The organism is Massilia sp. Root351 (assembly GCF_001425045.1).
GTDB lineage: Bacteria > Pseudomonadota > Gammaproteobacteria > Burkholderiales > Burkholderiaceae_D > Rugamonas.
Genome location: NZ_LMDJ01000001.1, coordinates 1084645 through 1107811, shown reverse-complemented (window position 1 = coordinate 1107811; position 23167 = coordinate 1084645). Strand labels below are relative to the sequence as shown.

General features: G+C 66.5%; 21 protein-coding genes. 14 read left to right on the top strand and 7 right to left on the bottom strand.

Features of this window, described 5'->3' with window-relative positions; all coding sequences use genetic code 11:
• The first annotated feature begins 18 nt into the window (after positions 1 to 18).
• The 5 genes from ASD15_RS04855 to ASD15_RS04835 all read left to right on the top strand — a co-directional run bounded on the left by ASD15_RS04855 (position 19) and on the right by ASD15_RS04835 (position 8020).
• Positions 19 to 768 carry a response regulator gene (locus ASD15_RS04855; RefSeq protein ID WP_082551538.1) on the top strand — a complete coding sequence of 250 codons (750 nt, stop codon included), beginning with the start codon at positions 19 to 21 and terminating at the stop codon, positions 766 to 768.
• A 34-nt stretch (positions 769 to 802) separates the two neighbouring features.
• Complete coding sequence (locus ASD15_RS04850) at positions 803 to 2980, top strand: ATP-dependent helicase (RefSeq protein WP_057153554.1); 2178 nt, start codon at positions 803 to 805, stop codon at positions 2978 to 2980.
• A gap of 137 nt (positions 2981 to 3117) precedes the next feature.
• Positions 3118 to 6081 (top strand): TonB-dependent receptor, encoded by a 2964-nt coding sequence (locus ASD15_RS04845; protein ID WP_057153553.1) that lies wholly within the window; start codon positions 3118 to 3120, stop codon positions 6079 to 6081.
• A gap of 71 nt (positions 6082 to 6152) precedes the next feature.
• Positions 6153 to 7124, top strand: coding sequence for a GyrI-like domain-containing protein (locus tag ASD15_RS04840; protein ID WP_157200804.1), 972 nt, complete (start codon positions 6153 to 6155; stop codon positions 7122 to 7124).
• A gap of 101 nt (positions 7125 to 7225) precedes the next feature.
• On the top strand, positions 7226 to 8020 hold the full coding sequence (locus ASD15_RS04835; RefSeq protein ID WP_082551537.1) for an alpha/beta fold hydrolase: 795 nt from the start codon (positions 7226 to 7228) through the stop codon (positions 8018 to 8020).
• Positions 8021 to 8060: 40 nt separating this feature from the next.
• Here the strand turns inward: ASD15_RS04835 and ASD15_RS04830 are convergent, their stop codons facing one another.
• Positions 8061 to 8801 carry a metallophosphoesterase gene (locus tag ASD15_RS04830; RefSeq protein WP_057153551.1) on the bottom strand — a complete coding sequence of 247 codons (741 nt, stop codon included), beginning with the start codon at positions 8799 to 8801 and terminating at the stop codon, positions 8061 to 8063.
• Positions 8802 to 8865: 64 nt separating this feature from the next.
• Between ASD15_RS04830 and ASD15_RS04825 the strand changes: the two genes are divergently transcribed.
• Positions 8866 to 9501 carry an ACP phosphodiesterase gene (locus tag ASD15_RS04825; protein ID WP_057153550.1) on the top strand — a complete coding sequence of 212 codons (636 nt, stop codon included), beginning with the start codon at positions 8866 to 8868 and terminating at the stop codon, positions 9499 to 9501.
• Here the strand turns inward: ASD15_RS04825 and ASD15_RS04820 are convergent.
• The gene (locus ASD15_RS04820; protein WP_057153549.1) at positions 9453 to 10142 is read right to left on the bottom strand and encodes a YjjG family noncanonical pyrimidine nucleotidase; all 690 of its coding nucleotides are present in this window, start codon (positions 10140 to 10142) and stop codon (positions 9453 to 9455) included. The two genes, ASD15_RS04825 and ASD15_RS04820, sit on opposite strands and share 49 nt — an antisense overlap.
• A gap of 61 nt (positions 10143 to 10203) precedes the next feature.
• On the opposite strand from ASD15_RS04820, the gene ASD15_RS04815 reads away from it, so the two are divergent.
• On the top strand, positions 10204 to 10566 hold the full coding sequence (locus ASD15_RS04815; RefSeq protein ID WP_057153548.1) for a hypothetical protein: 363 nt from the start codon (positions 10204 to 10206) through the stop codon (positions 10564 to 10566).
• A 5-nt stretch (positions 10567 to 10571) separates the two neighbouring features.
• On the opposite strand, the gene ASD15_RS32140 is transcribed toward ASD15_RS04815, so the two are convergent.
• Positions 10572 to 10859 (bottom strand): hypothetical protein, encoded by a 288-nt coding sequence (locus ASD15_RS32140; RefSeq protein WP_157200803.1) that lies wholly within the window; start codon positions 10857 to 10859, stop codon positions 10572 to 10574.
• 105 nt (positions 10860 to 10964) lie between these two features.
• Positions 10965 to 12035, bottom strand: a complete 1071-nt coding sequence (locus tag ASD15_RS04810) for an AraC family transcriptional regulator (RefSeq protein WP_082551536.1) — start codon at positions 12033 to 12035, stop codon at positions 10965 to 10967.
• Positions 12036 to 12214: 179 nt separating this feature from the next.
• Between ASD15_RS04810 and ASD15_RS04805 the strand changes: the two genes are divergently transcribed.
• Genes ASD15_RS04805 through glpK form a run of 5 tightly spaced genes read left to right on the top strand, consistent with a single transcriptional unit; the run spans position 12215 to position 20013 of the window.
• Positions 12215 to 13870: a 3-(methylthio)propionyl-CoA ligase gene (locus tag ASD15_RS04805; RefSeq protein ID WP_057153546.1), complete on the top strand. Its 1656-nt coding sequence runs from the start codon at positions 12215 to 12217 to the stop codon at positions 13868 to 13870.
• Positions 13871 to 13885: 15 nt separating this feature from the next.
• Positions 13886 to 16054: a TonB-dependent receptor gene (locus ASD15_RS04800; protein ID WP_057153545.1), complete on the top strand. Its 2169-nt coding sequence runs from the start codon at positions 13886 to 13888 to the stop codon at positions 16052 to 16054.
• 13 nt (positions 16055 to 16067) lie between these two features.
• Positions 16068 to 16931, top strand: a complete 864-nt coding sequence (locus ASD15_RS04795; protein WP_057153544.1) for an alpha/beta fold hydrolase — start codon at positions 16068 to 16070, stop codon at positions 16929 to 16931.
• Positions 16928 to 18523, top strand: coding sequence for a glycerol-3-phosphate dehydrogenase (gene glpD, locus ASD15_RS04790; protein WP_229418057.1), 1596 nt, complete (start codon positions 16928 to 16930; stop codon positions 18521 to 18523). The genes ASD15_RS04795 and glpD overlap by 4 nt, the downstream gene beginning before the upstream one ends.
• 2 nt (positions 18524 to 18525) lie before the next feature.
• Positions 18526 to 20013 carry a glycerol kinase GlpK gene (gene glpK / locus ASD15_RS04785; RefSeq protein WP_057153542.1) on the top strand — a complete coding sequence of 496 codons (1488 nt, stop codon included), beginning with the start codon at positions 18526 to 18528 and terminating at the stop codon, positions 20011 to 20013.
• A 6-nt stretch (positions 20014 to 20019) separates the two neighbouring features.
• Here the strand turns inward: glpK and ASD15_RS04780 are convergent, their stop codons facing one another.
• From ASD15_RS04780 to ASD15_RS04770, 3 genes are all read right to left on the bottom strand, one after another.
• Positions 20020 to 20865, bottom strand: a complete 846-nt coding sequence (locus ASD15_RS04780) for a ThuA domain-containing protein (protein WP_162249875.1) — start codon at positions 20863 to 20865, stop codon at positions 20020 to 20022.
• An 84-nt stretch (positions 20866 to 20949) separates the two neighbouring features.
• Positions 20950 to 21411 (bottom strand): cupin domain-containing protein, encoded by a 462-nt coding sequence (locus ASD15_RS04775; RefSeq protein WP_057153540.1) that lies wholly within the window; start codon positions 21409 to 21411, stop codon positions 20950 to 20952.
• Positions 21412 to 21421: 10 nt separating this feature from the next.
• On the bottom strand, positions 21422 to 21886 hold the full coding sequence (locus tag ASD15_RS04770; protein WP_229418056.1) for a YdeI family protein: 465 nt from the start codon (positions 21884 to 21886) through the stop codon (positions 21422 to 21424).
• Between the two features lie 62 nt (positions 21887 to 21948).
• Between ASD15_RS04770 and ASD15_RS32750 the strand changes: the two genes are divergently transcribed.
• Both ASD15_RS32750 and udk read left to right on the top strand, forming a co-directional pair.
• On the top strand, positions 21949 to 22185 hold the full coding sequence (locus tag ASD15_RS32750; RefSeq protein WP_162249869.1) for a hypothetical protein: 237 nt from the start codon (positions 21949 to 21951) through the stop codon (positions 22183 to 22185).
• A gap of 146 nt (positions 22186 to 22331) precedes the next feature.
• Complete coding sequence (gene udk, locus ASD15_RS04765; RefSeq protein ID WP_057153734.1) at positions 22332 to 22973, top strand: uridine kinase; 642 nt, start codon at positions 22332 to 22334, stop codon at positions 22971 to 22973.
• The last annotated feature ends 194 nt before the right edge of the window (positions 22974 to 23167 follow it).

Here is a 23167-nt window from a genome sequence, read left to right as displayed (position 1 = left end):
CAATCTTCTGGCGGCGGCATGCCGCTATCCCAACGGGGCGGACCTTCGATGGCAGGCGAAACGCACGTGCTGGTGGTGGACGACGACGCAGGCGTGCGCCAGATGATCGTCGACTATCTGGGCGATAACGACATCCGCGCCACCGCCCTGCCCGACGGCCGCGAAGTGGACCGCGTGATGGCCGATGAGCTGATCGACCTGCTGATCCTGGACCTGAAACTGCCCGGCGAGGACGGCATGCACATCGCGCGCCGCCTGCGCGACCATTCCAACCTGCCCATCATCATGCTCACCGGGCGCCGCGACGAGGCCGACCGCGTCATGGGCCTGGAACTGGGCGCCGACGACTACCTGACCAAGCCTTTTTCGCCGCGCGAGCTGCTGGCCCGCATCCGCGCCCTGCTGCGCCGCGCGCGCGCCCAGCAGTCGGTGGCCGACGGCCTGGCGCGGCTGCGCGCCTACCGTTTCGCCGGCTGGGTGCTGAACGTGCGCCTGCGCCGCCTCACCTCCCCCGCCGGCGCCGAGGTGGCGCTGACCAACAACGAGTTCAACCTGCTGGCCGCCTTCCTGGCCGCCCCGCAGCGCGTTCTGTCGCGCGAACAGCTGCTGGACATGTCGCGCCTGCACAATGACGAGGTGTACGACCGCGCCATCGACGTGCAGGTCGGCCGGCTGCGCAAGAAGCTCGAGCCGGACGGCGACGCCTTCATCCTCACTGAACGCGGCGCCGGCTACCGCTTCACGGCGGAGGTCGAGACGGTGCGCTAGCGAGCCCGCCTGCGCCGCAAGCTATACTGGCAGGATGACCGAATCCAATACGCCCCGCTTCACTCCGCAAGGCCTGATACGCACCCCGGAACAGACCGCCATCCAGCTGGCCCAGAACAAGGTGGTGTTGATCGACGCCAACGCCGGCGCGGCCAAGACCACCACGCTGGCCCTGCGCATCGGCGAGGCGCTGGCGCGCAAGCTGCCGCCCGAGCAGGTCCTGGCGCTGGTGTTCACGCCCGAAGCGCGCGACGTGATGCGCCAGCGCCTGCTGGACATCGGCATCCCCTACGCCACCGCCTCGCGCGTGGACGTGGCCACCTTCGAGGACTTCTCGGCGCGCATGCTGGCCCAGAGCGGCAGCGGCGGCGCCGAGCGCCTGCCGCAGGCGCGCCAGCTCAAGCCCTACGTGCTGCATGCGCTGGAGCGCGTGAGCGAGCGCTACACCGGCCAGGTGGACTACCTCGACATCCGCACCCACAACATCGCACTGTCGCAGTTCCTGGACATCCAGCTCACGCTGAAGGCCACCATGGCGCTGGACGCTGACCTGGAGTACATGGAACTGGAGGAAGCGGCCGACCTGCTCAAAGTGCCGCTGACCGATTACCTCACCACCTGCGAATACGAAACCATGCGCCTGGGCGGCGACGAGGGCGCCGAGTTCCGGGGACCGTTCGACGCCACCTACGACCTGGCCTGCATGCTGTCGCAGTCGTCCGAGAACGCGCAGGCGCTGCCGGCCTACCGCGTGGTGGTGTGCGACGAACTGCACGACCTGAACGAGGCCGCCTTCCGCATCCTCAATGCACTGCTGGCGCGGCCGGACTGCTACTTCGTCGGCGCCGGCGACAAGGACCAGGTGATCTACTCCAGGCTCGGCGCCAGCCAGGAATTCCTGGAACACCGCTTTGCCCGCAACTACCCCGGCCTGAAGCACTACCCGCTGACCTACACCTACCGCCACGGCCCGCACCTGGCCTACGCCATGAAGGAGTTCAAGAACAAGCCGGTGGAATCGAGCCTGCCGTTGCACACCGAAATCAGGCAGGCGCACTACGCCGACGCCGAGGCCTGCGGCGAGCAGGTGGTGGCCGCCATCAGGGCCTGGAAGCGCGACGGCTACCCGCTGGAGGGCTGCGCCATCCTGCTGCGCGACCGGCACCAGTCCATCGCCGTGGAAAACGCGCTGCTGAAGGCGAAGATAGGCTACCGCACGCCAGCCATGGCGGGCTATTTGCAGCGCGACGAAATCCTGTTCTTGCGCGGCATGGTGGCGATCGCGCTGCGCGACCTGGAGGCGGTCAAGTCGCTGGAAGTGCGCGCCGCCATCGTCGAGGCGCTGGCCGTGTTCGGCGAAGTAAACCTGGCGCCGCAGCGGCTGGACATGGCCAAGCGCGAAGTGGCGCGCACACCCTCGCTGCTGGGCGACTTCTACACGCTGTACATCGAGGGCGACGGCGGCAACTACGGCAGCAGCGGCAGCAGCGCCATGCGCGGCGTGATCGCCGCCGCCATCGCCCACGCCGCCGCGCTCGACCCGGCCACCGGCGCGGCCGAGGCACTGCGCGGCATCTGCGGCCAGATGAATTTGGAGCAGGCCGCCAAGCGCATCTTCGTGCGGCCCTACGAGGCCAGCGTGGTGTCGAAATCCGTGGCCGGCTTCCTGGCCTTCGCCGAACAATCCGGCCAGACGCTGGCCGAATTCTGGCAAACGCTGAACGCGGCCGAAGCCTTCGCCAGCCGCAAGCGCGAAAAAGATTACGTCACGCTGGACTGCGCCGCCAACGCCAAGGGCAAGGAATTCGCGCACGTGATCCTGCCGTTCCTGGAAACGGGCGAATTCCCCAACCCGATGTTCGCCGCCAGCGAAGAGGAAAACCTGTTCTACGTGGCCGCCACCCGCGCCAAGGCGCGCTTGACCTTGCTGTGCCCGGCGGACGCGGCGCTGCGCAGCGCCTACCTGGCCCGCATGCGCCTCGCCCCCACCGCCGCCGCCGCCGAACTGGCTATCGCGCGCAATAGTGACGCTGCACAACAACAGTCGCAGCATCAATCGCACACGCCGACCGAGCGCCATTACCTGAGCGCCACCATCCATGAAGCGCAGCAAGTGAAGGCGCTGGGCGCGAAATTCGACTGGACGCGCAAGGCGTGGTACCTCGAGCCGGGCACGGACCAGGCCCCGTTCACCCGCTGGCTGACGCGCTGAGCGGCCACTAACTTCCCCATCGATTCGCCTGCTCATTCCTCAAGGTTATAGTTCCAACAACAGAACTCATTATTCAGCCCGGCGCCGTTCATCAATACTGCCACTTGCATACCAATTAATAACAGGGAGAGCATGGCATGAACTTGAACAAGACACCGGTGGCCGCAGCCATTTCCATCGCGTTGGGCGCCATGGCGGCGCCGGCCTGGGCGCAGCAGGCTGAAGAGCCGGCCATGCAAAAGGTCGAGGTATCCGGCATCCGGGCCTCGCTGGCCAAGTCGCTGGGCGTGAAGAAGGACGCCACGGCCAACGTGGAAGTGATCACCGCCGAGGACGTGGGCAAGATGCCGGACAAGAACCTGGCCGACTCCCTGCAGCGCCTGGCCGGCGTGGCCGTGCGCACCGACTACGACGAAGCGGAAAAAGTGTCCATGCGCGGCACCAACCCGGACATGTCGCTGATCCTGTTCAACGGCCATACCGTCTCCGGCGGCGACTGGTACGTGGCCGACCAGGGTTCCAGCAGCCGCAGCACCAGCCTGTCGCTGATGCCGTCCTCGGTGCTGAACCAGGCCATCGTCTACAAGACCTCGCAAGCCAACATCGTCGACGGCGGCCTGGCCGGCACCATCAACGTCACCACCCGCAAGCCGCTGGCGCAAAAGACCAGCTTCGGCGGCGTGATCAGCGCCGGCCTGACCTACGCCCAGCTGCCGGACAAGACTTCGCCCGACCTGAACGCCACCTTCAACTGGAAGAACGAAGCCAACACGCTGGGCGTGATCGTGCAGGGCTTCAAGGAAAAGCGCTACAGCCGGCGCGACTCGGTGTCGCGCTTCGCCTACGGCGCCAGCAGCGGCTGGGATGTGATCAACACCAGCACCATGCTGGGCATCACCGACGCCTCGCTGGCCGGCACCGGCCTGAAAGCGGCCGACCTGAACGGCGTGCGCATGCCCGGCTCGATGAGTTCGGAGTTCGTGGAAGGCGTGCGCGACCGGGCCGGCGGCATGGTGTCGCTGCAGTACAAGCCGAACGCCGACCTGGACGTGACCGCCACCGGCTTTTACTCGGAAATGAAGGCCAACAACAACGGCCGCCTGACTTCCGGCGCCATGTACAGCATGCTGCTGGGTAAAAACGATCCGCTGGGCGGCGTGACGGCCAGCAGCGCCAACACCAGTTCCGGCGGCCAGCGCGTGTACGCGCAGATCCGTAACCCCGTCATCGTCAAGGAAACCACGATGTACGGCCACGAGCTGCGCGTGCTCAAGAGCGCCGACATCGTGTTCCCGGACGGCACCACGCCCCAGTACGTGGGCAACTCGGAAGGCTTCTTCCGCGAAGGCGCCAAGGCCACCAGCGGCTTCCTGGACCTGGACGCCAAATACCGCGTCAACAACGACCTGACCGTCAAGTCCCTGCTGAGCATCACGCGCGGCGTGGGCACCACCCAGGCCGACCAGGGCCTGACCTACGCGCGCTACGGCACCGGCATTTCCTACAGCCTGAACGGCCTGAAGGACGCGCCCGATTCGAAGTACATCGGCGCCGGCAGCAACACCGTGGGCCTGAACCCCGACGGCAGCGGCTACAAGCTGGTCGGCCGCACCATTTCCGGCATCCGCACCGTGGACAAGGAAGCCAGCGGCTCGCTGGACGCCGAATACCGCATGGACAAGGGGGTGCTGCAGTCGCTGGAATCGGGCGTGCGCTTTGCCGACCACAAGCGCAAGAGCGGACGCTGGAACCCCGCCTTCAAGGGCGCTTCGGTGGCCGAGCCGTCCGGCAGCGGCATCGTGCCCTATCCTGGCGACTTCGGCAACGACCTGGGCGGCGGCAACTGGGACAACACCGGCTTCAGCTTCACGCCGGAAGCGCTGCAAGCCTACATGGCGGCCAACACCAAGACCACCACGCCCGAGTGGGAGCGCCGCGTGGCCACCGAGATCGACATGCGCGAGCGCCAGACCTCGGCCTACCTGATGGGCAACCTGGAAGGCCAGGGCTGGTCCGGCAACCTGGGCCTGCGCTGGGTGCGCACGCAGATCAACGCGCAGATCCCGACCCCGATTCCGGCCGGCGCCTGCGACCGCACCGAACCGGGCAAGCCGGCCACCACCTGCGCCGCCTTCCCCGGCGCCATCACCACCGCCGGCGAGGCGCAGGCTTACTACGACGGCGTGCCCTTCAATCCGAAGAGCGGCATCCTGTATTACAAGACCGCCACCGACCGCAGCTTCAACAACCTGCTGCCCAGCGTGAACCTGCGCTACGAACTGCAAAAGGACATGATCGCCCGCTTCGGCGCCAGCCGCACCATCGGCCGCCAGAACTACAACGTGCTGGGCAGCGGTTTCGGCACGCCGACCTGCGACGCCACCGGCTGCGTGGTCACCGGCCCGAACCCTGACCTGAAGCCGCTCACCTCGGACAATGTCGACCTGTCCTGGGCCTGGTACTTCAAGCCGCGTTCGCTGGTGGCGGTGAACGTGTTCCACTCGAAAATCGACGGCTACGTGAAAACCGGCGGCAACCCGTCCGGCGCCACCGTGCAGCTGGTCGACCCGCGCGACTCGCAGGTCAAAACCTTCTCCATCAACTCGTCCGGCCAGCAGGGCGCGAAGATCAGCGGCATTGAGCTGTCGTACGAGCAGCCGATCTGGGGCGGCTTCGGCTTCCAGAGCAACGTCAGCCGCGCCAAGACCAAGGTCGACGACGGCCGGCCGATGGTGGGCGCGTCCGAATGGGCGGGCAACCTGGGCGCCTACTTCGAGAACGACGTGTTCAGCACCCGCCTGGTGGCCAACTATCGCGGCAAGTACGTCAACAGCAGCACCGCGCCTTCGCCCACCGCCAACAGCCAGGGCCAGTCCGTCATCAACGGCGTGGCCATGCCGACCGCCCCCACCATGGCGGCCGGCGTGACCACCCTGGCGTTCTCGGCCAACTACACCTTCGCCAAGAACTGGCAGGTGACGTTCGACGCCACCAACCTGCTGAACCAGGTGCGCGCGCAGTACCGCTACAGTGAAGAGGAGCCGCAGAAACTGGACGTGTCCGGCCGCCAGTTCTACCTCAACCTGAAGTACAAATTCTAAGCGGCGGCCCCCTCCCCGCGCGGCGGCACGGTTGCGGATTCCATTCCGCAACCGTGCCATAATCACCCGCCATGAACCACACCCTGCCTCCCGACGCACGCATGCGCGCCAGCCGCGCCGAATACGCGCGCCGCATGAACCGCGTGCTCGACTACATCGACCGGCACCTGGACGCGCCGCTCGACCTGGCGCAACTGGCCGACGTGGCCAATTTTTCGCGCTTCCACTTCCACCGCATCTTCGCCGCCTGGATGGGCGAGACCCTGGGCGACTACGCGCGCCGGCGGCGCCTGGAAACGGCGGCCGGACGCCTGGCGCGCGGCAGCGCCGAACCGGTGCTGGAGGTCGCGCTGGCATGCGGCTTCGGCTCGGGCGAAGCGTTCGCGCGCGCCTTCAAGCAGCAGTTCGGCTGCACGCCCACCGAATGGCGGGCCGGCGCCCCGCAGCGGGCGGCGGCCCAGCTGGCGGCCATGCATAGCAATCCTGATCAGCTCCACAGCAAGCCCGGTCAGGCGCGCCCGCGCCCGCCGGGCGACCATGACGGCTCCTTAACCCTTTACGGAGAAACCGAAATGGATGTGCAAATCACCGACCTGCCCGCCGTGCGCGTGGCCTACCAGCGCCTGATCGGACCTTACGGACCGCAAATCGGCGTGTTCTGGCGCCAGACCATGGCGCCGTGGATGCGGTCGCACGGCCTGGACGGCCAGCTGTGCTACGGCGTCGGCCATGACGACCCCAGCGTCACGCCGCCCGACAAATGCCGCTACGACGCCTGCGTCACCGTGCCGGAAGGCTTCCAGCCGACCGGCCCGGCCAGCCTGGCCACGCTGCCGGGCGGACGCTACGCGGTAGCCAAATTCAGGGGCCAGCCGCAAACCATCAGCAATGCATGGATGTGGCTGACCCGCGAATGGCTGGCATCGAGCGGCCTGCAGTGCGACGACCGCCCCAGCTTCGAGCGCTTCGATCCGGCCGGCAGCTTCGACCCGGCCACCGGCGACATGATCTGCGACATCTGCATTCCGGTGCGCGCGCTGTAGCAGAGACGCCGGCACGCCGCCGCGCGTCCGGTTGGCATCAAGCTAGCAAGGCGAGCCGGCAAGGCGCTATAATCGCCGGTTTTGCCGTTTGCGATAGTCACATGACCACCATCCATGCCCAGCCGGACGCGCGCCCGGCCGTCGTACTGCTGCACAGCTCCATGAGTTCCAAAGGCCAGTGGGCCGAGTTGATGGCCGGGCAGGAAGGCAGTTTCCGCTGTATCGCCGTCGACCTGCTGGGCTACGGCAAATCGCCCTTCCCGTCCGGCGCCGAAGCGGACTTCTCGCTGGCGCACGAGGTCGATGCGGTGAACGCCGCCATCGCCGGCAAGCTCGCGCCCGACGAGCCGTTCCACCTGATCGGCCATTCCTACGGCGGCGCCACCGCGCTGCGCATGGCGCGCCAGATGCGCGCGCGCGTGCTGTCGCTGGCGCTGTTCGAGCCGGTGGCCTTCCACCTGCTGTCCGAAGACGACGCGGCGCGCATTGAAATTGAGAACGTGGTGGCAGACATCCACAGCGCCGCCGGCGCGCAGGACGCCGCGCGCACCTTCATCGACTACTGGAACCGCGCAGGCGCCTTCGACCGGTTGCCTGCGGCGCAGCAGCAGCGCTTTGCCGCGCAGATCGCCAAGGTCAAGCTGGACTTCCAGGCCCTGCTGGGCGAAGCGGCCACGCTGGCCGACATGGCCGAGCTGGACATGCCGGCGCTGGTGCTGTCGGGCGAACGCAGCCCGCAATCGACGCGCCGCGTGGCAGCCTGCCTGGCCGCCGCACTGCCCAACGGCGCCGCCGTGCAGACCCGTGGCGGCCACATGGCGCCCATCACGCACGCCGCCGACGTCAACACGGTGCTGGCCGGCTTCCTGGCCGGCGCGGAAATCGCCAGCGCCTGAACGGCGGATTACGGCGTGCCCGCCTAATCCGCCGCCGCCATCACTCCGGCATGCGCCCGGTCCTGAGCGCATAAGCCCACTCCGGCCGTCCATTGCGCGCAGCCAGCGCGCTGGCCGCTTGCCAGTCATACGGCACCGCCACCTGCTCCACGCGCCAGCCCTGCGCCGTGCTCTCCACCAGCGCATAGCGCGCATGTGGCGTGTAGTTCTCCGCCTTGTGCGGATACGGATGCGCATCGTCATACGCCTGCAAGCCCACGCTGCCAGGATTCACGATCAAGCGCCCGTCGTCCAGCTGCACGCTGCGCGGCACATGCGTGTGTCCGCACAGGATCAGCGAGGCGCGCGCATCGCCCGCGCGCTCCAGCACCTCGCCATGCGTGGCGGGACGCTGGCCCTGCTCGGTCACCGTCTCCATGAAATACACCAGGTCATTGCCGGGTATGCCGTGCACCAGCAGCACCTCGTGCGCCAGCCGCAGCTCTGCCGGCAGCGCGCCTATCCACGCGCGCTGGTCCTCGTCCAGCTGCTGGTGCGCGTACAGGTCGGACGCGCCCATGCGCGCCGGATCGTGCGTCAGCACCTGGCGCTCGTGGTTGCCGGCGATGGTGGGCAACTGCAACGCCATCAGCCGTTGCGCCGTCTCGCGCGGCAGCAGCGGGCCGGACACGATATCGCCCAGGTTAACCGTCATGTCCACACCACGGCGCGCAATGTCTTCCAGCACCGCCTCCAGTGCCCATAGATTGCCATGTATGTCAGAAATTGCCGCTATTCGCATATCGCCTCGTCCAGGTTCGCGTCGGTCCACGCGTCAAAGTATAGCCCCGGGCTACAATGGGCGCATGAACTACCTCGCGCACATCTTCCTCGCCCGCCAGAGCGACGCCGCCATGATAGGCGCCATGCTGGGCGATTTTGCCAAGGCCAATGTGAGCGGCGTGTACACGCCCGAGATCGAGCGCGAGATCATGCTGCACCGCTACATCGACAGCTACACCGACGGCCACCCGGTCGTGAAGGATGCAGTGCGGCTGTTCGGCGGCCCGCGCCGGCGCTACGGCGGCATCGTGCTCGACGTGTTCTACGACCACCTGCTCACGCAGCGCTGGGACCAGTACAGCGACATGCCGCGCCACGTTCTGATAGAACGCTTTCACCGCGCGCTGCGCGCCCACATGGATATCCTGCCTGAGAAGCTGCAGGCCATCGCGCCGCGCATCATCGAGCAGCAGTGGCTGGCGGGCTACGAGGAGCTGGCGGGCGTGGAGATGGCCGTCACGCGCATTTCCACGCGCCTGAGCCGCAATGGCCATTTGATGCGCGAGGGCCTGGACGACCTGCGCCTGCACTACGCCGCCATCGCCGGCGGCTTCGAGCAATTCTTTCCCGAACTGATGCGCTTTGCAGCGCAGCGCCGCGCCGAATTGATTCAGGCCGCCAGTGCAGGCACCACGTCGTGCAGGCTGGAGACTTCGTAGGTCGGTACCGCTTCCGACTCGTTGGCCGCGCGCTCCGGATTGAACCAGCAGCTTTCGATGCCATAGCGGTTCGCGCCGAGTATGTCCGCGTCCAGCCTGTCGCCGACTATGACCGCATCCTCCTTGCGGAAGGCACGCGCCATCTTCGAAGCGTACTCGAAGAAGCGCACGTCCGGCTTGGCATAGCCGCTGGCCTCCGAAGTCGATACGAAAGAGATGTGCGCTTGCAGCCCCGAGCTGGCGATGCGCCGCGTCTGGATATGTTCGACGCCATTGGTGATGATGCCCACTTCGCCGATGCCGGCCAGCGTCTCGCACAGCTGCCTGGCGCCGTCGATCAGCACCACCGTATCGGGCAACGAATCCAGATACAGCCGGCTGGCCAGTTCGGGATCGCATTCCAAGCCGTTGGCGGCGAAAGTCTTGCGGAAACGCTCCACCTTCAGGAAATCCTTGGTCACGGCGCCCGCTTCAAAACTGCGCCACAGCGCCACGTTGATCGCCTGGTATTGCGCGAACAGGCCGTCCATGCCGTCGGGCAGCCCAAGCTGCTGCATGGTGCGGGTGAAGGAAAGCTTCTCGGAGGCCTTGAAGTCGAGCAGCGTATCGTCCAAATCGAAAAGGAAAAGTCTATGCTTCATATATTGCATGGTAGCACGTTCCCGTGCGTTGCTTGGTCGCGGCATGCGATAGAATCCCCGCATGCCCGGCGCCGCCAAACTCCCCCTCTCCCCGCGCGACCGCCTGCTCGGCGCGCTGATCTACACCTTCGCCTTCCCGCTGATGGACCTGTTCTTCGTGGGCCAGATCGTTCCCGCGTACGGTTACGAACTGTCCGTCGGCGGCGCCATGTTGCGCATGCTGGTCATGTCGCTGGCCCTGCTGGCTGGCAGCATCATGCTGGCGGTGCTGGTGGTAAAACAGGTCAAGCGCCCGATGCTTCTGCACGCTGCCAGGACCTCGGCATGGGCGTTGCTGGCGGCGCTGCTTACGGTTGCCCTGCTCAACCTCATCGGCCACGGCATGATCTGCCTTCCAGGCGCATGCCGGGGACTCGGTTTCTAAGCAAGCTAGCCGCTCTTCTTGCGTAGCGGGGAACTGGACGGGCACGGCGGCGCCTGGCCGGCGTATTGCTCCGGCCCCTTGGACTCGTCCACGTGCTGCTTGGCATACTGGATGCACAGGTTGCGCGCGCCGGCGGGCGTCCAGGCATTCAGGTCTATTTCATAGTGCAGCGGTTCCGGCTCATCAAGCGCACGGATAGTCAGTGCGCAATGCCATCGGGCGCTGGGCTTGCCGGTCTCTGCTTTTGCTACAACACAGTTGATTTCAAAACCACGGTAAATATGCGGTCGCACAGCTTGTTCAACTCCCAGTAATCGTTATACAGCAGCGTTATCGTTTGCTGCCTACTATATCGATTCACAGGGGAGAACTTCTGTACGTTTGCGTCAGGAAACGCGTTATGGCTGAGTTATCTCAGCAGTTTGGACGGACTCGGACAGGCGCTTGCGCAATTGCCGCGGCGTATAGCCAAACCAGCGCTGGCAAGCGCGGCAGAATGCGCTCTGGTCGGCGAAGCCCAGCATGAACGCCACCTGCCCCAGTGCCAGCTGCTCTTTCGCCAGATAGTCGCGCGCCAGTTCGCGCCGCGTGTCGTCCACCAGCTCCTGGTAGCTCATCCCCTCTTCCTGCAAACGCCGCTGCAGCGTGCGCTCGCTGATGCACAGCGCGGCCGCCGCCAGGCTGCGCGGCGGATCGCCGTCCGGCAGGTTGCGCACAATGATGTCGCGCACGCGCGGCGTCAGGCGCGCGCTGTCCATGCGGTCCAGGAAATCGCAGGCGAACTTCTCGTGCAGCTCCGACAGCCTGGCATTGGCGGCCGGCAGCGGCGCGGCCAGATCCGCGGCGCAAATCAGCAGTCCGTTGCGGGCGGCGTTGAATGTGAGCGGCCCGGCGAACGCGCGCGCGTGCGCCTGCGTGCTGCCCGGCTCCACGTGCACGAATTCAATCGCGGCAGGATTGATCGCCTTGCTGCTGATCCAGCGGCAGATATTGAGTATGGTAATCAGGATGAATTCGCAGCGCTGGCGCGGCACCGCCAACTCGCCGCCTTCGATGGCCAGCCGCAGCCATTGGCCGCGCGCGCCGTCCGGCTCCAGCGTGAAGGTGGTGGCGTCACTGATGATGCGCAGGTAGCGGATGAAACGCTGCAGCGCCGCCTCCAGGTTGGGCGCGGTCATCATGGTGTAGGTCAGCAGATCCAGCGTGGCCGGGCGCGGGCAATCGGACGACGCCAGCGAGATCGCCTCATCGCCCGACACCGCCGTGATGACGTTCCACAGGCGGCTGAGCTGGTCGCTCTGGATGCGCTGGTGCGGATCGCCCACGTGCGCGGCGGGGATGCCTGCGTCGGCGAAGATGGCGGCCGGGTCCAGGCCCGCGCTGAGCAGCATGTCCCGGATGCCTTGCAGCCATGATCCAGCCGTGGTCGGCTGGCTGCGCGTGCGCGCGTGTTCCATTGCAGTTCCCATTTGTCTCCGTGTACGCGGTCTCGTCGTGTGATCTTCGCCGCTGTCTTCGCCGAACAATAACTTGGCCTCCGGGGGCAATACGTCCGCCGCCCCCTCGCCTACAGTGTCTACAAAATACTATCACCGAAACAGCGCGGCGCGGACAGCTCTTTTTCCGCCGCACGCGCCAGGAGACCTTTATGTACCAGCACGTCCACAGTCCGCTGCCCGGCCAGATGATGCGCCGCCCCCTGCTCATTTCCGCCATCCTGCGCCACGCCGAGCGCCACTTCGGCACGCGCGAAATCGTTTCCCGCTGCGACGACGGCAGCCTGCACCGCTACACCTACCGCGACTGCCACGCCCGCGCGCAGCGCCTGGCCGGCGCGCTGGCCGCGCTGGACGTGCGCATGGGCGACCGCGTCGGCACCCTGGCCTGGAACGGCTACCGCCACCTGGAGCTGTACTACGCCGTATCCGGCTCCGGCGCCGTCATCCACACCATCAATCCGCGCCTGCATCCCGAGCAACTGGCCTTCATCATCAACGACGCCGGCGACGACTACCTGTTCTTCGAGCGCTCGCTGGCGCCGCTGGTGCAGGCCATTGCGCCGCACTGCACGCGGGTGAAGGCCTTCATCGTGATGGACAAGGACGCCATCGGCATCAAGGGCATTCCCCGCCTGGCCTGCTATGAAGAGCTGCTGGCTGAGCAGGACTGCAGCTACACCTGGCCGGTGTTCGACGAGGACGCCGCCTGCGGCCTGTGCTACACCTCCGGCACTACCGGCAATCCGAAGGGCGTGCTCTATTCGCACCGCTCCACCATGCTGCACTCCTACGCCTCGGTGGCGCCGGACATGCTCAACCTGTCGGCGCGCGACTGCGTGATGCCGGTGGTGCCGATGTTCCATGTGAATGCCTGGGGCCTGCCCTATTCGGCCGTGCTGGTGGGGGCCAAACTGGTGCTGCCCGGGCCCGCGCTGGACGGCGCCTCGCTGTACCAGCTGTTCGAGCAGGAAGGCGTAACGTTCTCGGCCGGCGTACCCACCATCTGGCTGGGCCTGCTCAACCACGTGCGCACCGAGGGCCTGCGCTTCTCCACGTTTGCGCGCACCGTGATCGGCGGCTCGGCCTGCCCGCCGGCGCTGATGGACGGCCTGCGCGAAGAGTATGGCGTACAGGTGATCCACGCCTTCGGCATGACCGAGCTGTCCCCCATCGCCACCGTCTGCACGCTGCAGGCTCACCACCTGGACCTGCCGGCCGATGAGCAGCGCCAGCTGCTGCAAGCGCAAGGCCGCGTGCCATTCGGCGTGGACATGAAGATCGTGGACGACGACGGCGCCGAACTGCCGTGGGACGGCAAGGCCGCCGGCCACCTGATGGTGCGCGGCCCGTGGGTGGCGGACGCCTATTTCGGCCAGCCGCCCGGCTCCGCGCTGGAAGGCGGCTGGTTCCCCACCGGCGACGTGTCCACCATCAGCGCCGACGGCTATATGCGCATCACCGACCGCAGCAAAGACCTGATCAAGTCCGGCGGCGAGTGGATAGGTTCGATCGACCTGGAGAACATCGCCATGGCGCATCCGGCGGTGCAGCAGGCCGCCTGCATCGCGGTGCCGCATCCGAAGTGGGAGGAGCGCCCCTTGCTGGTGGTGGTGCGAAAAGCCGGCTGCGAGCTGGAACCCTATGCGCTGCTGGCGCACTTCAACGGCAAGGTGGCGCGCTGGTGGATACCGGACGACGTGGTCTTCGTCGACAGCCTGCCCATGGGGCCGACGGGAAAAATTCAAAAGAACCGTATCAGGGAGCAGTACCGCAATCACTTGATGCCAGCAGTGCCACAACTATAAAGAAGGAGACAAGCAATGAACTATACCAATGTACTCGGCGCGGCCGCCATGCTGGGCCTGGCCGCTACCGTCCACGCGCAGCAGGAGCCTGCCGCCCCGCCGCCCGCCCCGCCGGCCGAAGAAATCGCCGACGCCAACAAGGTGGTGGTCACCGCGCAGAAGCGCGAGCAGCTGCTGCAAGAGGTGCCGCTGTCGGTAAACGCCATGAGCGCGCAGGCGCTGGCCAACGCCAAGCTCGATACCGGCACCGAAATCGCGCGCCTGGTGGCCAACCTGCGCGTATCGGTGCTGGGCGACGAGTCGCAGCCGAAGTTCTCGCTGCGCGGCATCTCCAGCTCGGAATTCAACCTGAACGCCATCTCGCCCACCGGCGCCTTCTTCGACGAAGTCTACGTCGGCGCCCAATACCTGGGTGGCGCGCAGATCTTCGACGTCGAGCGCGTGGAAGTGCTGCGCGGGCCGCAGGGCACGCTGTTCGGCAAGAACACCACCGCCGGCGCGGTCAACTTCATTTCGAAGAAGCCCACCTTCCGCCAGCAGGCGGAAATGACGGTGGGCGTGGGCAGCAACGGCTACCGCGAAGCCAAGGGCATGCTGGAAGCGCCGCTGATAGAGAACCGCCTGAGCGCGCGCCTGGCCTTCACCGGCGCGCATTCGGACGGCTACGTCCATAACGTCAACCCCGCCGGCCACGACCTGTCCAACATCGACCGCAAGGCGGTGCGCCTGAGCCTGGGCTACAAGGACGAGAGTGGCCTGAACGGCACGCTGCGCCTGTTCGCTGTCCGCAACAACCCGGAGGCGGTGGGCGCCACCAACGAGGGACTGGCGGCCAACGGTTTGAATGCACTGGGCAAGAACCCGCGCATCAATCCCTTCACCGGCGCGCGCCTGGGTGACCGCGAAGTGGCTACCGACCGCTCGGGCAATATCGAAGTGCGCGGCAGCGGCGGCTACCTGACGCTCAACAAGCGGCTGGAACACGGCACCGTCACGTCCATCACATCCTTCCTGAACGGACGCTTCCTCAACCTGGTGGACGCCGACGGCACCATGGACCCGCTGCTGCACATCGACTTCACCTCGAAGACCCACGAGTTCAGCCAGGACTTGCGGTTCTCCAGCTCCTTCGACGGCCCGTTCCAGGTCATCGCGGGCTTGTACCACCAGCGCGACAAGGTGGACATCGGCACCACCTACACCATCTTCGGCGGCCCGCCGGTGCTGCCCATCCTGCGCCAGAAATACAACCAGGCACGCCGCTCCAACGCGGCCTACGTGGACGGCACGTACGAGCTGGACGAACGCGCCACCATCTACGGCGGCTTGCGCTACACGCGCGACGAAGGCGAAATGCGCGGCTTCCACGTCACGCCCGTGGTGCCGGTGCAGCCCACGCTCAGCTACAGCGACGCCAAGCCGACCGGGCGCCTGGGCGCCAGCTACAAGCTCTCGCGCGACGTGATGGCGTATGGCCACTATGCGCGCGGCTACCGCAGCAGCGCCTTCAACGGCGGCGCGCTGACCAACGCGGCAGACCTGAACACCGCCAAGCCGGAATACCTGAACTCCTACGAGGCCGGCGTGAAATCGCAGATGTGGGACCGCAGGCTGACGCTGAACGCATCCGCCTTCCGCTACGACTTCAAGCAGCAGCAGTTCCTCAACGTGGTGGGCATCGGTACGCAGCAACTGGTCAACGCGGGCCGGTCGCGCATCACCGGCGCCGAGTTCGAGGCGGCGCTGCAAGCCACGCGGGAACTGCGTGTGAACGCCAGCGTGGGCCTGCTGAACGGGAAGTACCGCGAGCTGCTGCTGAACGGCGTGGACCTGTCCGGCAAGCGCATGATAGAAGCGCCGCGCTACACCGCCAACGCCGGCATCGACTACAGCCTGCCGCTGGGCGGCTACAAGCTGAACTTCCATGGCGACGCCAGCGTGATCGGCGAGCAGTACTTCCTCGCCACCAACGCGCCCGCCTCGCGGGTCGGCGTCACGCGCGACGTGTCGGCGCGCATCGCCCTGCTCAGCCCTTCGAAAAAGGTGGAAGTAGCGCTGTACGGCAAGAACCTGAGCGACAACCGCAACCCGGCCGGCATCGTGCTGGACGCCACGTCGCAGACCCGCTTCACCACCGTGCCCTACCCGCGCCGCTACGGCGTCGACTTGACGGTGCGCTACTGAGATGGAGGATGCAATGAAACACCCTGCGGAACGCATCGCCCTGGAAGCCAATGACGGCCAGGCCATCGAAGTACTGTGCTGGCCGCGCGCGGCACCCCGGGCCGTGGTGCAGATCGTGCACGGCATGGCCGAACACTCGGCACGCTACCAGCACGTGGCCGAAGCGCTGCTGCAGGCCGGCTACGCGGTCTACGCCAGCGAACATCGCGGGCATGGCGCGCTGGCACGGCGGCGGCGCGAACTGGGCGACTTCGGCGCGCGCGGCTTCCAGGGCCTGGTGGACGACATGGCGGCAGTGTCGCGCCACATCCGCGCCGCGCATCCCGGCGTGCCATTGGTGATGCTGGCGCACAGCATGGGCTCGATGGCCGCGCAGATCTATCTGCTCGACCACGCGCACCTGCTGCACGCGTGCGCATTGTCCGGCACCACGGCGCTGGAACTGCTCGATCCGCGCGTTTCAGGGTGGACCGTGGAAACGGCCAACGCCACGGTGCCCAACGCCGCCACGCCGGTGGACTGGCTCAGCCGCGACCCCAACGTTCCGGCCGCCTATATGTCGGACCCGCTGTGCGGCTTTCCGCTGACCGAAGCGTCGCTGTTCTCGATTTTCGACACGGGCGCGCGCACCGCCGACGCGGCGCAACTGGAACAGCTGCCGAAAGACCTGCCGCTGCTGCTGTTCACCGGCGACCGCGACCCGGTGAACGGCATGCTGGCATGGTTCGACGTGCTGGTGTGGCGCCTGCGCCAGGCCGGCATGCGCGATGTGTCGACCCATGTGTACGGCGGCGCGCGGCACGAGGTACTGAACGAAACCAACCGCGCCGAGGTGATCGCCAACCTGCTGGCATGGCTGGGCCGCGTGACGGCATGACGATGGGGAAAAACGAAACGCCAGCCGAATCGCCAACCGGAGCAATGGAGTGCGATGTGCTGGTGGTGGGTGGAGGCATCAACGGCGCCGGCATTGCGCGCGACGCGGCGGGACGCGGCCTGTCCGTCGTACTGTGCGAGCAGGACGACCTGGGCGCCCACACCTCCTCCGCCTCCTCCAAGCTGATACACGGCGGTCTGCGCTACCTGCAGTATTACGAGTTCGGCCTGGTGCGCAAGGCGCTGCGCGAACGCGAAGTGCTGATGCGCAGCGCGCCGCACCTGATCCGCGAACTGCGCTTCGTGATGCCGCATGTGAAAGGACTGCGCCCGGCGTGGATGCTGCGCTGCGGCCTGTTCCTGTACGACAGGTTGGCACGTCGCGAGCTGCTCGCCGCTTCGCGCCAGGTGGCGTTGCGGCAGCACCAGGCCGGCGTGCCGCTCGCCGCCGGCATGGAGCGCGGCTTCGTGTATTCGGACGCGTCGGTGGACGACGCGCGCCTGGTGGTGCTGAACGCCGTCGCGGCGGCGGAGCATGGCGCGCGCGTGCTGACCCGCACGCGCTGCGTGTCCGTGGCGGCGCACGGCGGACGCTGGCACGCGGAGCTGCGCCGCGAGGACGGCAGCCGCGTCGCCGTGCGCGCCGCCAGCCTGGTCAACGCGGGCGGGGCTTGGGCCATGAAGCTGCACGCGCTGGCGGACGGCGCGCGGCAGCGCCCGCTGCGGCTGGTCAAGGGCAGCCACATCGTGGTGCGCAAGCTGTTCGACCATGACCATGCCTACATCTTCCAGCACCCGGACGGGCGCATCGTGTTCGCCATCCCCTACCAGTCCGGCTATACGCTGGTCGGCACGACCGACATGGAATACGACGGCGACCCGGCGCGGGTAGGGATCAGCACGAGCGAAGTGGACTATCTGTGCGAGTTGAGCAACACCTACTTCCGCAGCAGGATTACGGCCGGCGACGTGGTTTGGAGCTACGCCGGCGTGCGGCCACTGATCGACAACGGCGCGGGCAGCGCCCAGGCGCTCACGCGCGACTACGAAATCGTTGCGGACCAGCGTAACGCGCCGCTGCTGTCCGTATTCGGCGGCAAGGTGACCACCTACCGCACGCTGGCGGAACAGGCGCTGGACCAGCTGGGTGAAATGATCGCCATACCCGGCAAGGCCTGGACCGCCACGGCCTGCTTGCCGGGTGGCGACTTGCTCGGCGCGGCCGCCAGCAATGAGTCCGTGGCGCACTTCCCTGCCTTCGCGGCCGGCCTTGCGGTACGCTATCCGTGGCTGCCGCCGGCGCTGCTGCAGCGCTATGCCCGCGCCTATGGCACGCGCGTGCACCGCATGCTGGACGGTTGCGGCGATTCCGCCGGCATGGGCGCTGAAATTGCGCCGCAGCTGTATGAACGCGAACTGGCGTATCTGGTGAAAGCCGAATGGGCGCGCACAGCCGACGACGTGCTTTGGCGCCGTACCAAGCTCGGCCTCGATGTGCCACCGTTCGCAGCGGCCGCAGTGGGCGAATGGCTACGGCGAAACAGCGGTAACGACAGCGGCAGCGGCAACATCGCCGGCGCGGGAAGTGCCTGACCATGCGGCGCTATATCCTCGCCCTGGACCAGGGCACCTCCAGCTCGCGCGCGGTGCTATTCGACGGCGCATGCGGCGTGGTGGGCATGGCGCAAAACGCCTTCCCCCAGCTATTTCCCCAGCCCGGCTGGGTGGAACACGATCCGCGCGCCATCTGGGATTCCCAATTATCGGCCGCCCGCGAGGTGCTGGCCGCGCATGGCGTCCGCGCCGCCCAGCTGGCCGCCATCGGCATTGCCAACCAGCGCGAGACCACGATACTGTGGGACCGCGCTACCGGCGAGCCGCTGATGAACGCCATCGTCTGGCAGGACCGGCGCACTGCTGGCGATTGCACGCGCCTGCGCGAAGCCGGCCTGCAGGACATGGTGCACGACAAGACCGGCCTGGTGCTCGACGCCTACTTCTCCGCCACCAAGCTGAAATGGATGCTCGACCATATCCCCGGCGCCCGCCAGCGCGCGCGGCGCGGCGAACTGGCGTTCGGCACCATCGATTCCTGGCTGGTGTTCAAGCTCAGCGGCGCGCACGTCACCGACGCCGGCAACGCTTCGCGCACCATGCTGTTCAACATCGGCACCTTGCAGTGGGACCCGCAGTTGCTGGCGCTGTTCGATATTCCGGCCGGCGTGCTGCCGGATGTCGTGGCCAGCAGCGGCGTGGCCGCGCACACGCTGCCCGGGGTGTTCGGCAGCGCCGTCCCCATCGCCGGCATCGCAGGCGACCAGCAGGCCGCCACCTTTGGGCAGGCCTGCCACACGCCCGGCATGGCCAAGAACACCATCGGCACCGGCAGCTTCATGCTGATGAACACCGGCACGCGTCCCGCCGCGTCGCGCCATCGCCTGCTCTCGACCATAGGCTGGACCGGCGCGGGCGGCGTGACGCATTTGATGGAGGGCAGCGTATTCATGGCCGGCGCCACCTTGCAGTGGCTGCGCGACGGCTTGGGCATGGTGGACGATATCGCCGAGGTGGAGCGGCTGGCCGCCACCGTGGGCGACACCGGCGGCGTATGCCTGGTGCCAGCCTTCGCGGGGCTGGGCGCGCCGCACTGGGACGCTTACGCCAGGGGCGCTATCGTGGGCCTGCACAGGGGCACCACCAAGGCCCATATCGCGCGCGCCGCGCTTGACGGCATCGCCTGCCAGACTGCCGAAGTGCTGCGCGCCATCGAGGCCGATGCGGGCGTCGCATTGTGCGAACTGCGCGTTGACGGCGGCGGCGCGGCCAGCGACCTGCTGCTGCAATTGATGGCCGACGCGCTGGGCGTGCCGGTAGTGCGGCCAGTGAACACCGAAACCACGGCGCTGGGCGCGGCGCAGCTCGCGGGGCTCGGTGTGGGAATGTGGGACAGCGTCAGCGATCTGGCAGGTTTGTGGCGCGCCAGCCGCAGTTTCGAGCCTGCCCTTTGCCACGGCGAGCGCGCCGCGCGGATGGAAATGTGGGAAAAGGCCGTGCAGCGGGCGGCCGGCTGGAGCTACGACTGACAGCGGCTATTGCGTCAGCAGGTAGCCCGCTTCGGCCTGGCCGTCTTCGCGCAGGTGGCCAGTGGCCCACAGCAGGCCGCGCGCCACCAGGTCCAGGTAGCGCGGGTCCGCCATGCCCGCTTCGTTGTGCGCCAGCGTGGTGCTGAAGACCCTGGCCTGCCTGGGTCCGTAGCGGTGAGTCCAGGCCACGTTGAACTGCAGCGCCCTTTCAGCCTCGGCCTTCGCTTCCGGCTGGGTACCGGTGAGGACGGGCCTAACGTTGAACTGGGTCAGGTTGTTGTACAGCTCTTCGTTAGCCGTCACGAAGGGCTGGAAGCCCTTCGCGACGGGATGGCCGGCAGCGCTTGCGGCCAGGTGGATGGGCGACTGCGGGCCGTGGCCGGTGGACTGGATGCCGGTGTATTCAAACCACTTGGCGTTGGCATCGCCCGCCTTCACGGCCTGCTTCCATTCCCCGGAGCGGAAGGAGTGCATGGCGCAATGCAGGTTCACGCCGGGTGTGCCCAGGCGATGCGGCGCCAGCACGGTATCGACAACGGCGGCGCTGTCTTCGTCCGCGGCGCATTCGTTGTGGACCACGACATCGTAGCCGTCGGCGTAGCGGGGATTGCCGTAAATCGGGAGCGCGGGCCGCGTCGCCTTTTCACCCTGCCTAGGATCGTAGAACGCGTGCGTGACCTCGGCCGGGATGCGCGCCTTCAGGCCAGCTTCGAGAATGGCGCGTTGCGCCGGATAGTTGTGGCAGCAGCCGCCAGTGACGATCAGCACCTTGATGGGTTTGACCGCCTGCGCCTGCGCCTGCGCTGAAAAGGCTGCAGCCAGAGCGAGAGCGCAAGAAATTCGTTTCAGCATATTCATCCTTGTCGGCCAAGTCGGGGCTTCCACAGCATACCGGCGCAACGATAGGCGCTGGATGAGGAAGCAATAGCGTTCGGACTAGTAAGGGCTGGACGCGGGTGCGCCTGCCGTGTCTAGCCAGATGTCGTCCGGCAGCGAGCGGTCGCGGTGGCAGACGCGGTCGTGGTCCGGGTAGGTGATGTTGTCTACCGCGGCGCGGGTTCCGGCCACCAGGCAGCGTGTCGGCGAAGCGCTGCGGTTCCACAGGCAGTGGCCCACCGCAACGCCGGCCCGGAAGGTGGCCGCGTCGCCGGGATTCAGGAGCTTCTCGGTGTCGCCTTCCACCAGCGTGACCTGGCCTTCCAGCACATACACCATTTCATCCTCCGCACTGTGCCAGTGCTTGATGGACGAACGCGTTCCGGGCTGCAGCACTTCCACGAAGGCCCCGAACTGCGTCAGTCCACCGGCCTCGGAAATCCACAGCGTCTGGTTGGGAGCGCCTGCTCCCTCGGCGGTATCTTCCTCCTTGACGAACTCCGCTGGCGTGAATGCTGGCATAACGTGTCCTTTACTGAATGGGTTTGCTGGACCAGTCCAGCCGCACGCCGGCTTGGCACGCGTCGACCAGTTTGCCAAGGCGGGACGCGCGTGTCTCGGCCTTCTTGGCGCTGGTGACCCAGTGTAGCAGGCGCTTCTTGTAGCTGGGCGGGGTGGTGTCGAAATAAGCCTGCGCGGCCTTGTTGGCCTTGAACAGCTTCAGCTCGACGGCAGTCAGCTGCGCTGTTTCGGCCTGCTCGTGCGAATAGATGACGGACTTGGCTTCCGAGCGCTGCGCAAACGCCTGCTCGCCGGCCGGCGTCATGCGCCCCTCCGCCCGCAGCTTGTTCATTTTCTCGATGTTGACGGCGCTCCAGATCGAGGTGGCGCGGCGCGGGGTAAAGCGGATTGAATAGGTGTCGCCGTCGATGCGCCTGCGCACGCCGTCTATCCAGCCGAAGCACAGCGCCTCGTCCACCGACTCGGACCAGGACATGCTCGGCTTCCCGCTGCCCACCTTGTGGAATCCGACCAGCAGCTCGGGCGCGGTGGCGGCGTTTGTCTCCAGCCATGCGCGAAATGTGCTTGCGTTGGAAAAGAACAAAGGAGCGGTCGGCATGGCGTCAAGTTCAGGATTGGCTGAAACGCAAAAATAACACAGCAGCCGCGCCGCCGCCAATCGACTTCCAGCTGCCTGCGGCTGAGCCGGCGGATTTCAACTTCACGCTGGATGTGCAGGACGGCAGTTTGATACTGGAGCGGCAGGGCCGCGAAATGCAGTTCGAAAAACATTGATGGATTGAAGAAGTAGCCCACCAGGCGGCTTCTTCATTTATTTGCCATGAAGCAAAACGCGCAGATTGTCGCTTGCCGGCTCAGCGCGGGCCCGGCGGGGCTTGGGGGCGCTGGTGTTGCTGGCCAAGGTTCCGGTATCATTCGGCATGAACAAGATTTCTTTCCAACCGTTTATCATTGGGGTCGCAGGCGGTAGCGGCAGTGGCAAGTCCACTGTGTCCCAGAAGGTGTTAGCTGAGTTTGGCGCTGATATGGTCTCGGTCGTCATGCAGGATGATTACTATTGCGACCAGACCCACCTCAGCCCTGAAGTCCGCAGCCAGAAGAATTACGATCATCCGCAGGCTTTCGAATGGCCACTGCTGGTACAACATGTACAGGCGTTGCGCAATGGCGAGGCGATCGAGATGCCGGAGTACGACTTCACGCTGCATAACCGCTCCAGCCGGACCATTCCGGTCAAGCCGGCTCCCGTCATCGTGATCGAGGGCCTGTTTGCGCTGTATGACCCGGACTTGTGCGACATGATGTCGCTCAAGATTTATGTGGATACAGCCTCCGATATCCGCTTCATCCGCCGTATGCAAAGGGATATTACCGAACGCGGCCGCTCGGTGGAGAGCGTCGTCACCCAGTATCTGGAAACGGTACGCCCGATGCATAAGCAGTTTATCGAGCCAACCAAGCGCCATGCCGATGTCATTATTCCGCACGGCGCTAATGGCCCGGCGGTCGATATGATTACCACCAAGGTGGCGAGCGTTATTGGGCAGGCGAAGCGGTCCTGAGCGGACGGCCCCGCCACGGGGCCAGGAGAGGATTTGTTGAAAGTCTGTAGTGATGCGTATTTCCGGGGCAACGGTTAGCAGCGCCGGTGTCGCGACACGGGCTGGACTTTAGCGGGGCGCGGACTTCGGATGCGGCGGGGTGTTGGGTTGCTGCCTTTGGGTGGGCACTGGATTGGTATGGGGATATGAGCGCG

Excerpts from the sequence above, each read along its gene's own strand:
- ASD15_RS04855 (WP_082551538.1), top strand. The coding sequence starts at position 19 with ATGCCGCTATCCCAACGGGGCGGACCTTCGATGGCAGGCGAAACGCAC.
- ASD15_RS04850 (WP_057153554.1), top strand. The coding sequence starts at position 803 with ATGACCGAATCCAATACGCCCCGCTTCACTCCGCAAGGCCTGATACGC.
- ASD15_RS04845 (WP_057153553.1), top strand. The coding sequence starts at position 3,118 with ATGAACTTGAACAAGACACCGGTGGCCGCAGCCATTTCCATCGCGTTG.
- ASD15_RS04840 (WP_157200804.1), top strand. The coding sequence starts at position 6,153 with ATGAACCACACCCTGCCTCCCGACGCACGCATGCGCGCCAGCCGCGCC.
- ASD15_RS04835 (WP_082551537.1), top strand. The coding sequence starts at position 7,226 with ATGACCACCATCCATGCCCAGCCGGACGCGCGCCCGGCCGTCGTACTG.
- ASD15_RS04830 (WP_057153551.1), bottom strand. The coding sequence starts at position 8,801 with ATGCGAATAGCGGCAATTTCTGACATACATGGCAATCTATGGGCACTG.
- ASD15_RS04825 (WP_057153550.1), top strand. The coding sequence starts at position 8,866 with ATGAACTACCTCGCGCACATCTTCCTCGCCCGCCAGAGCGACGCCGCC.
- ASD15_RS04820 (WP_057153549.1), bottom strand. The coding sequence starts at position 10,142 with ATGAAGCATAGACTTTTCCTTTTCGATTTGGACGATACGCTGCTCGAC.
- ASD15_RS04815 (WP_057153548.1), top strand. The coding sequence starts at position 10,204 with ATGCCCGGCGCCGCCAAACTCCCCCTCTCCCCGCGCGACCGCCTGCTC.
- ASD15_RS04810 (WP_082551536.1), bottom strand. The coding sequence starts at position 12,035 with ATGGGAACTGCAATGGAACACGCGCGCACGCGCAGCCAGCCGACCACG.
- ASD15_RS04805 (WP_057153546.1), top strand. The coding sequence starts at position 12,215 with ATGTACCAGCACGTCCACAGTCCGCTGCCCGGCCAGATGATGCGCCGC.
- ASD15_RS04800 (WP_057153545.1), top strand. The coding sequence starts at position 13,886 with ATGAACTATACCAATGTACTCGGCGCGGCCGCCATGCTGGGCCTGGCC.
- ASD15_RS04795 (WP_057153544.1), top strand. The coding sequence starts at position 16,068 with ATGAAACACCCTGCGGAACGCATCGCCCTGGAAGCCAATGACGGCCAG.
- glpD (WP_229418057.1), top strand. The coding sequence starts at position 16,928 with ATGACGATGGGGAAAAACGAAACGCCAGCCGAATCGCCAACCGGAGCA.
- glpK (WP_057153542.1), top strand. The coding sequence starts at position 18,526 with ATGCGGCGCTATATCCTCGCCCTGGACCAGGGCACCTCCAGCTCGCGC.
- ASD15_RS04780 (WP_162249875.1), bottom strand. The coding sequence starts at position 20,865 with ATGCTGAAACGAATTTCTTGCGCTCTCGCTCTGGCTGCAGCCTTTTCA.
- ASD15_RS04775 (WP_057153540.1), bottom strand. The coding sequence starts at position 21,411 with ATGCCAGCATTCACGCCAGCGGAGTTCGTCAAGGAGGAAGATACCGCC.
- ASD15_RS04770 (WP_229418056.1), bottom strand. The coding sequence starts at position 21,886 with ATGTCCTGGTCCGAGTCGGTGGACGAGGCGCTGTGCTTCGGCTGGATA.
- udk (WP_057153734.1), top strand. The coding sequence starts at position 22,332 with ATGAACAAGATTTCTTTCCAACCGTTTATCATTGGGGTCGCAGGCGGT.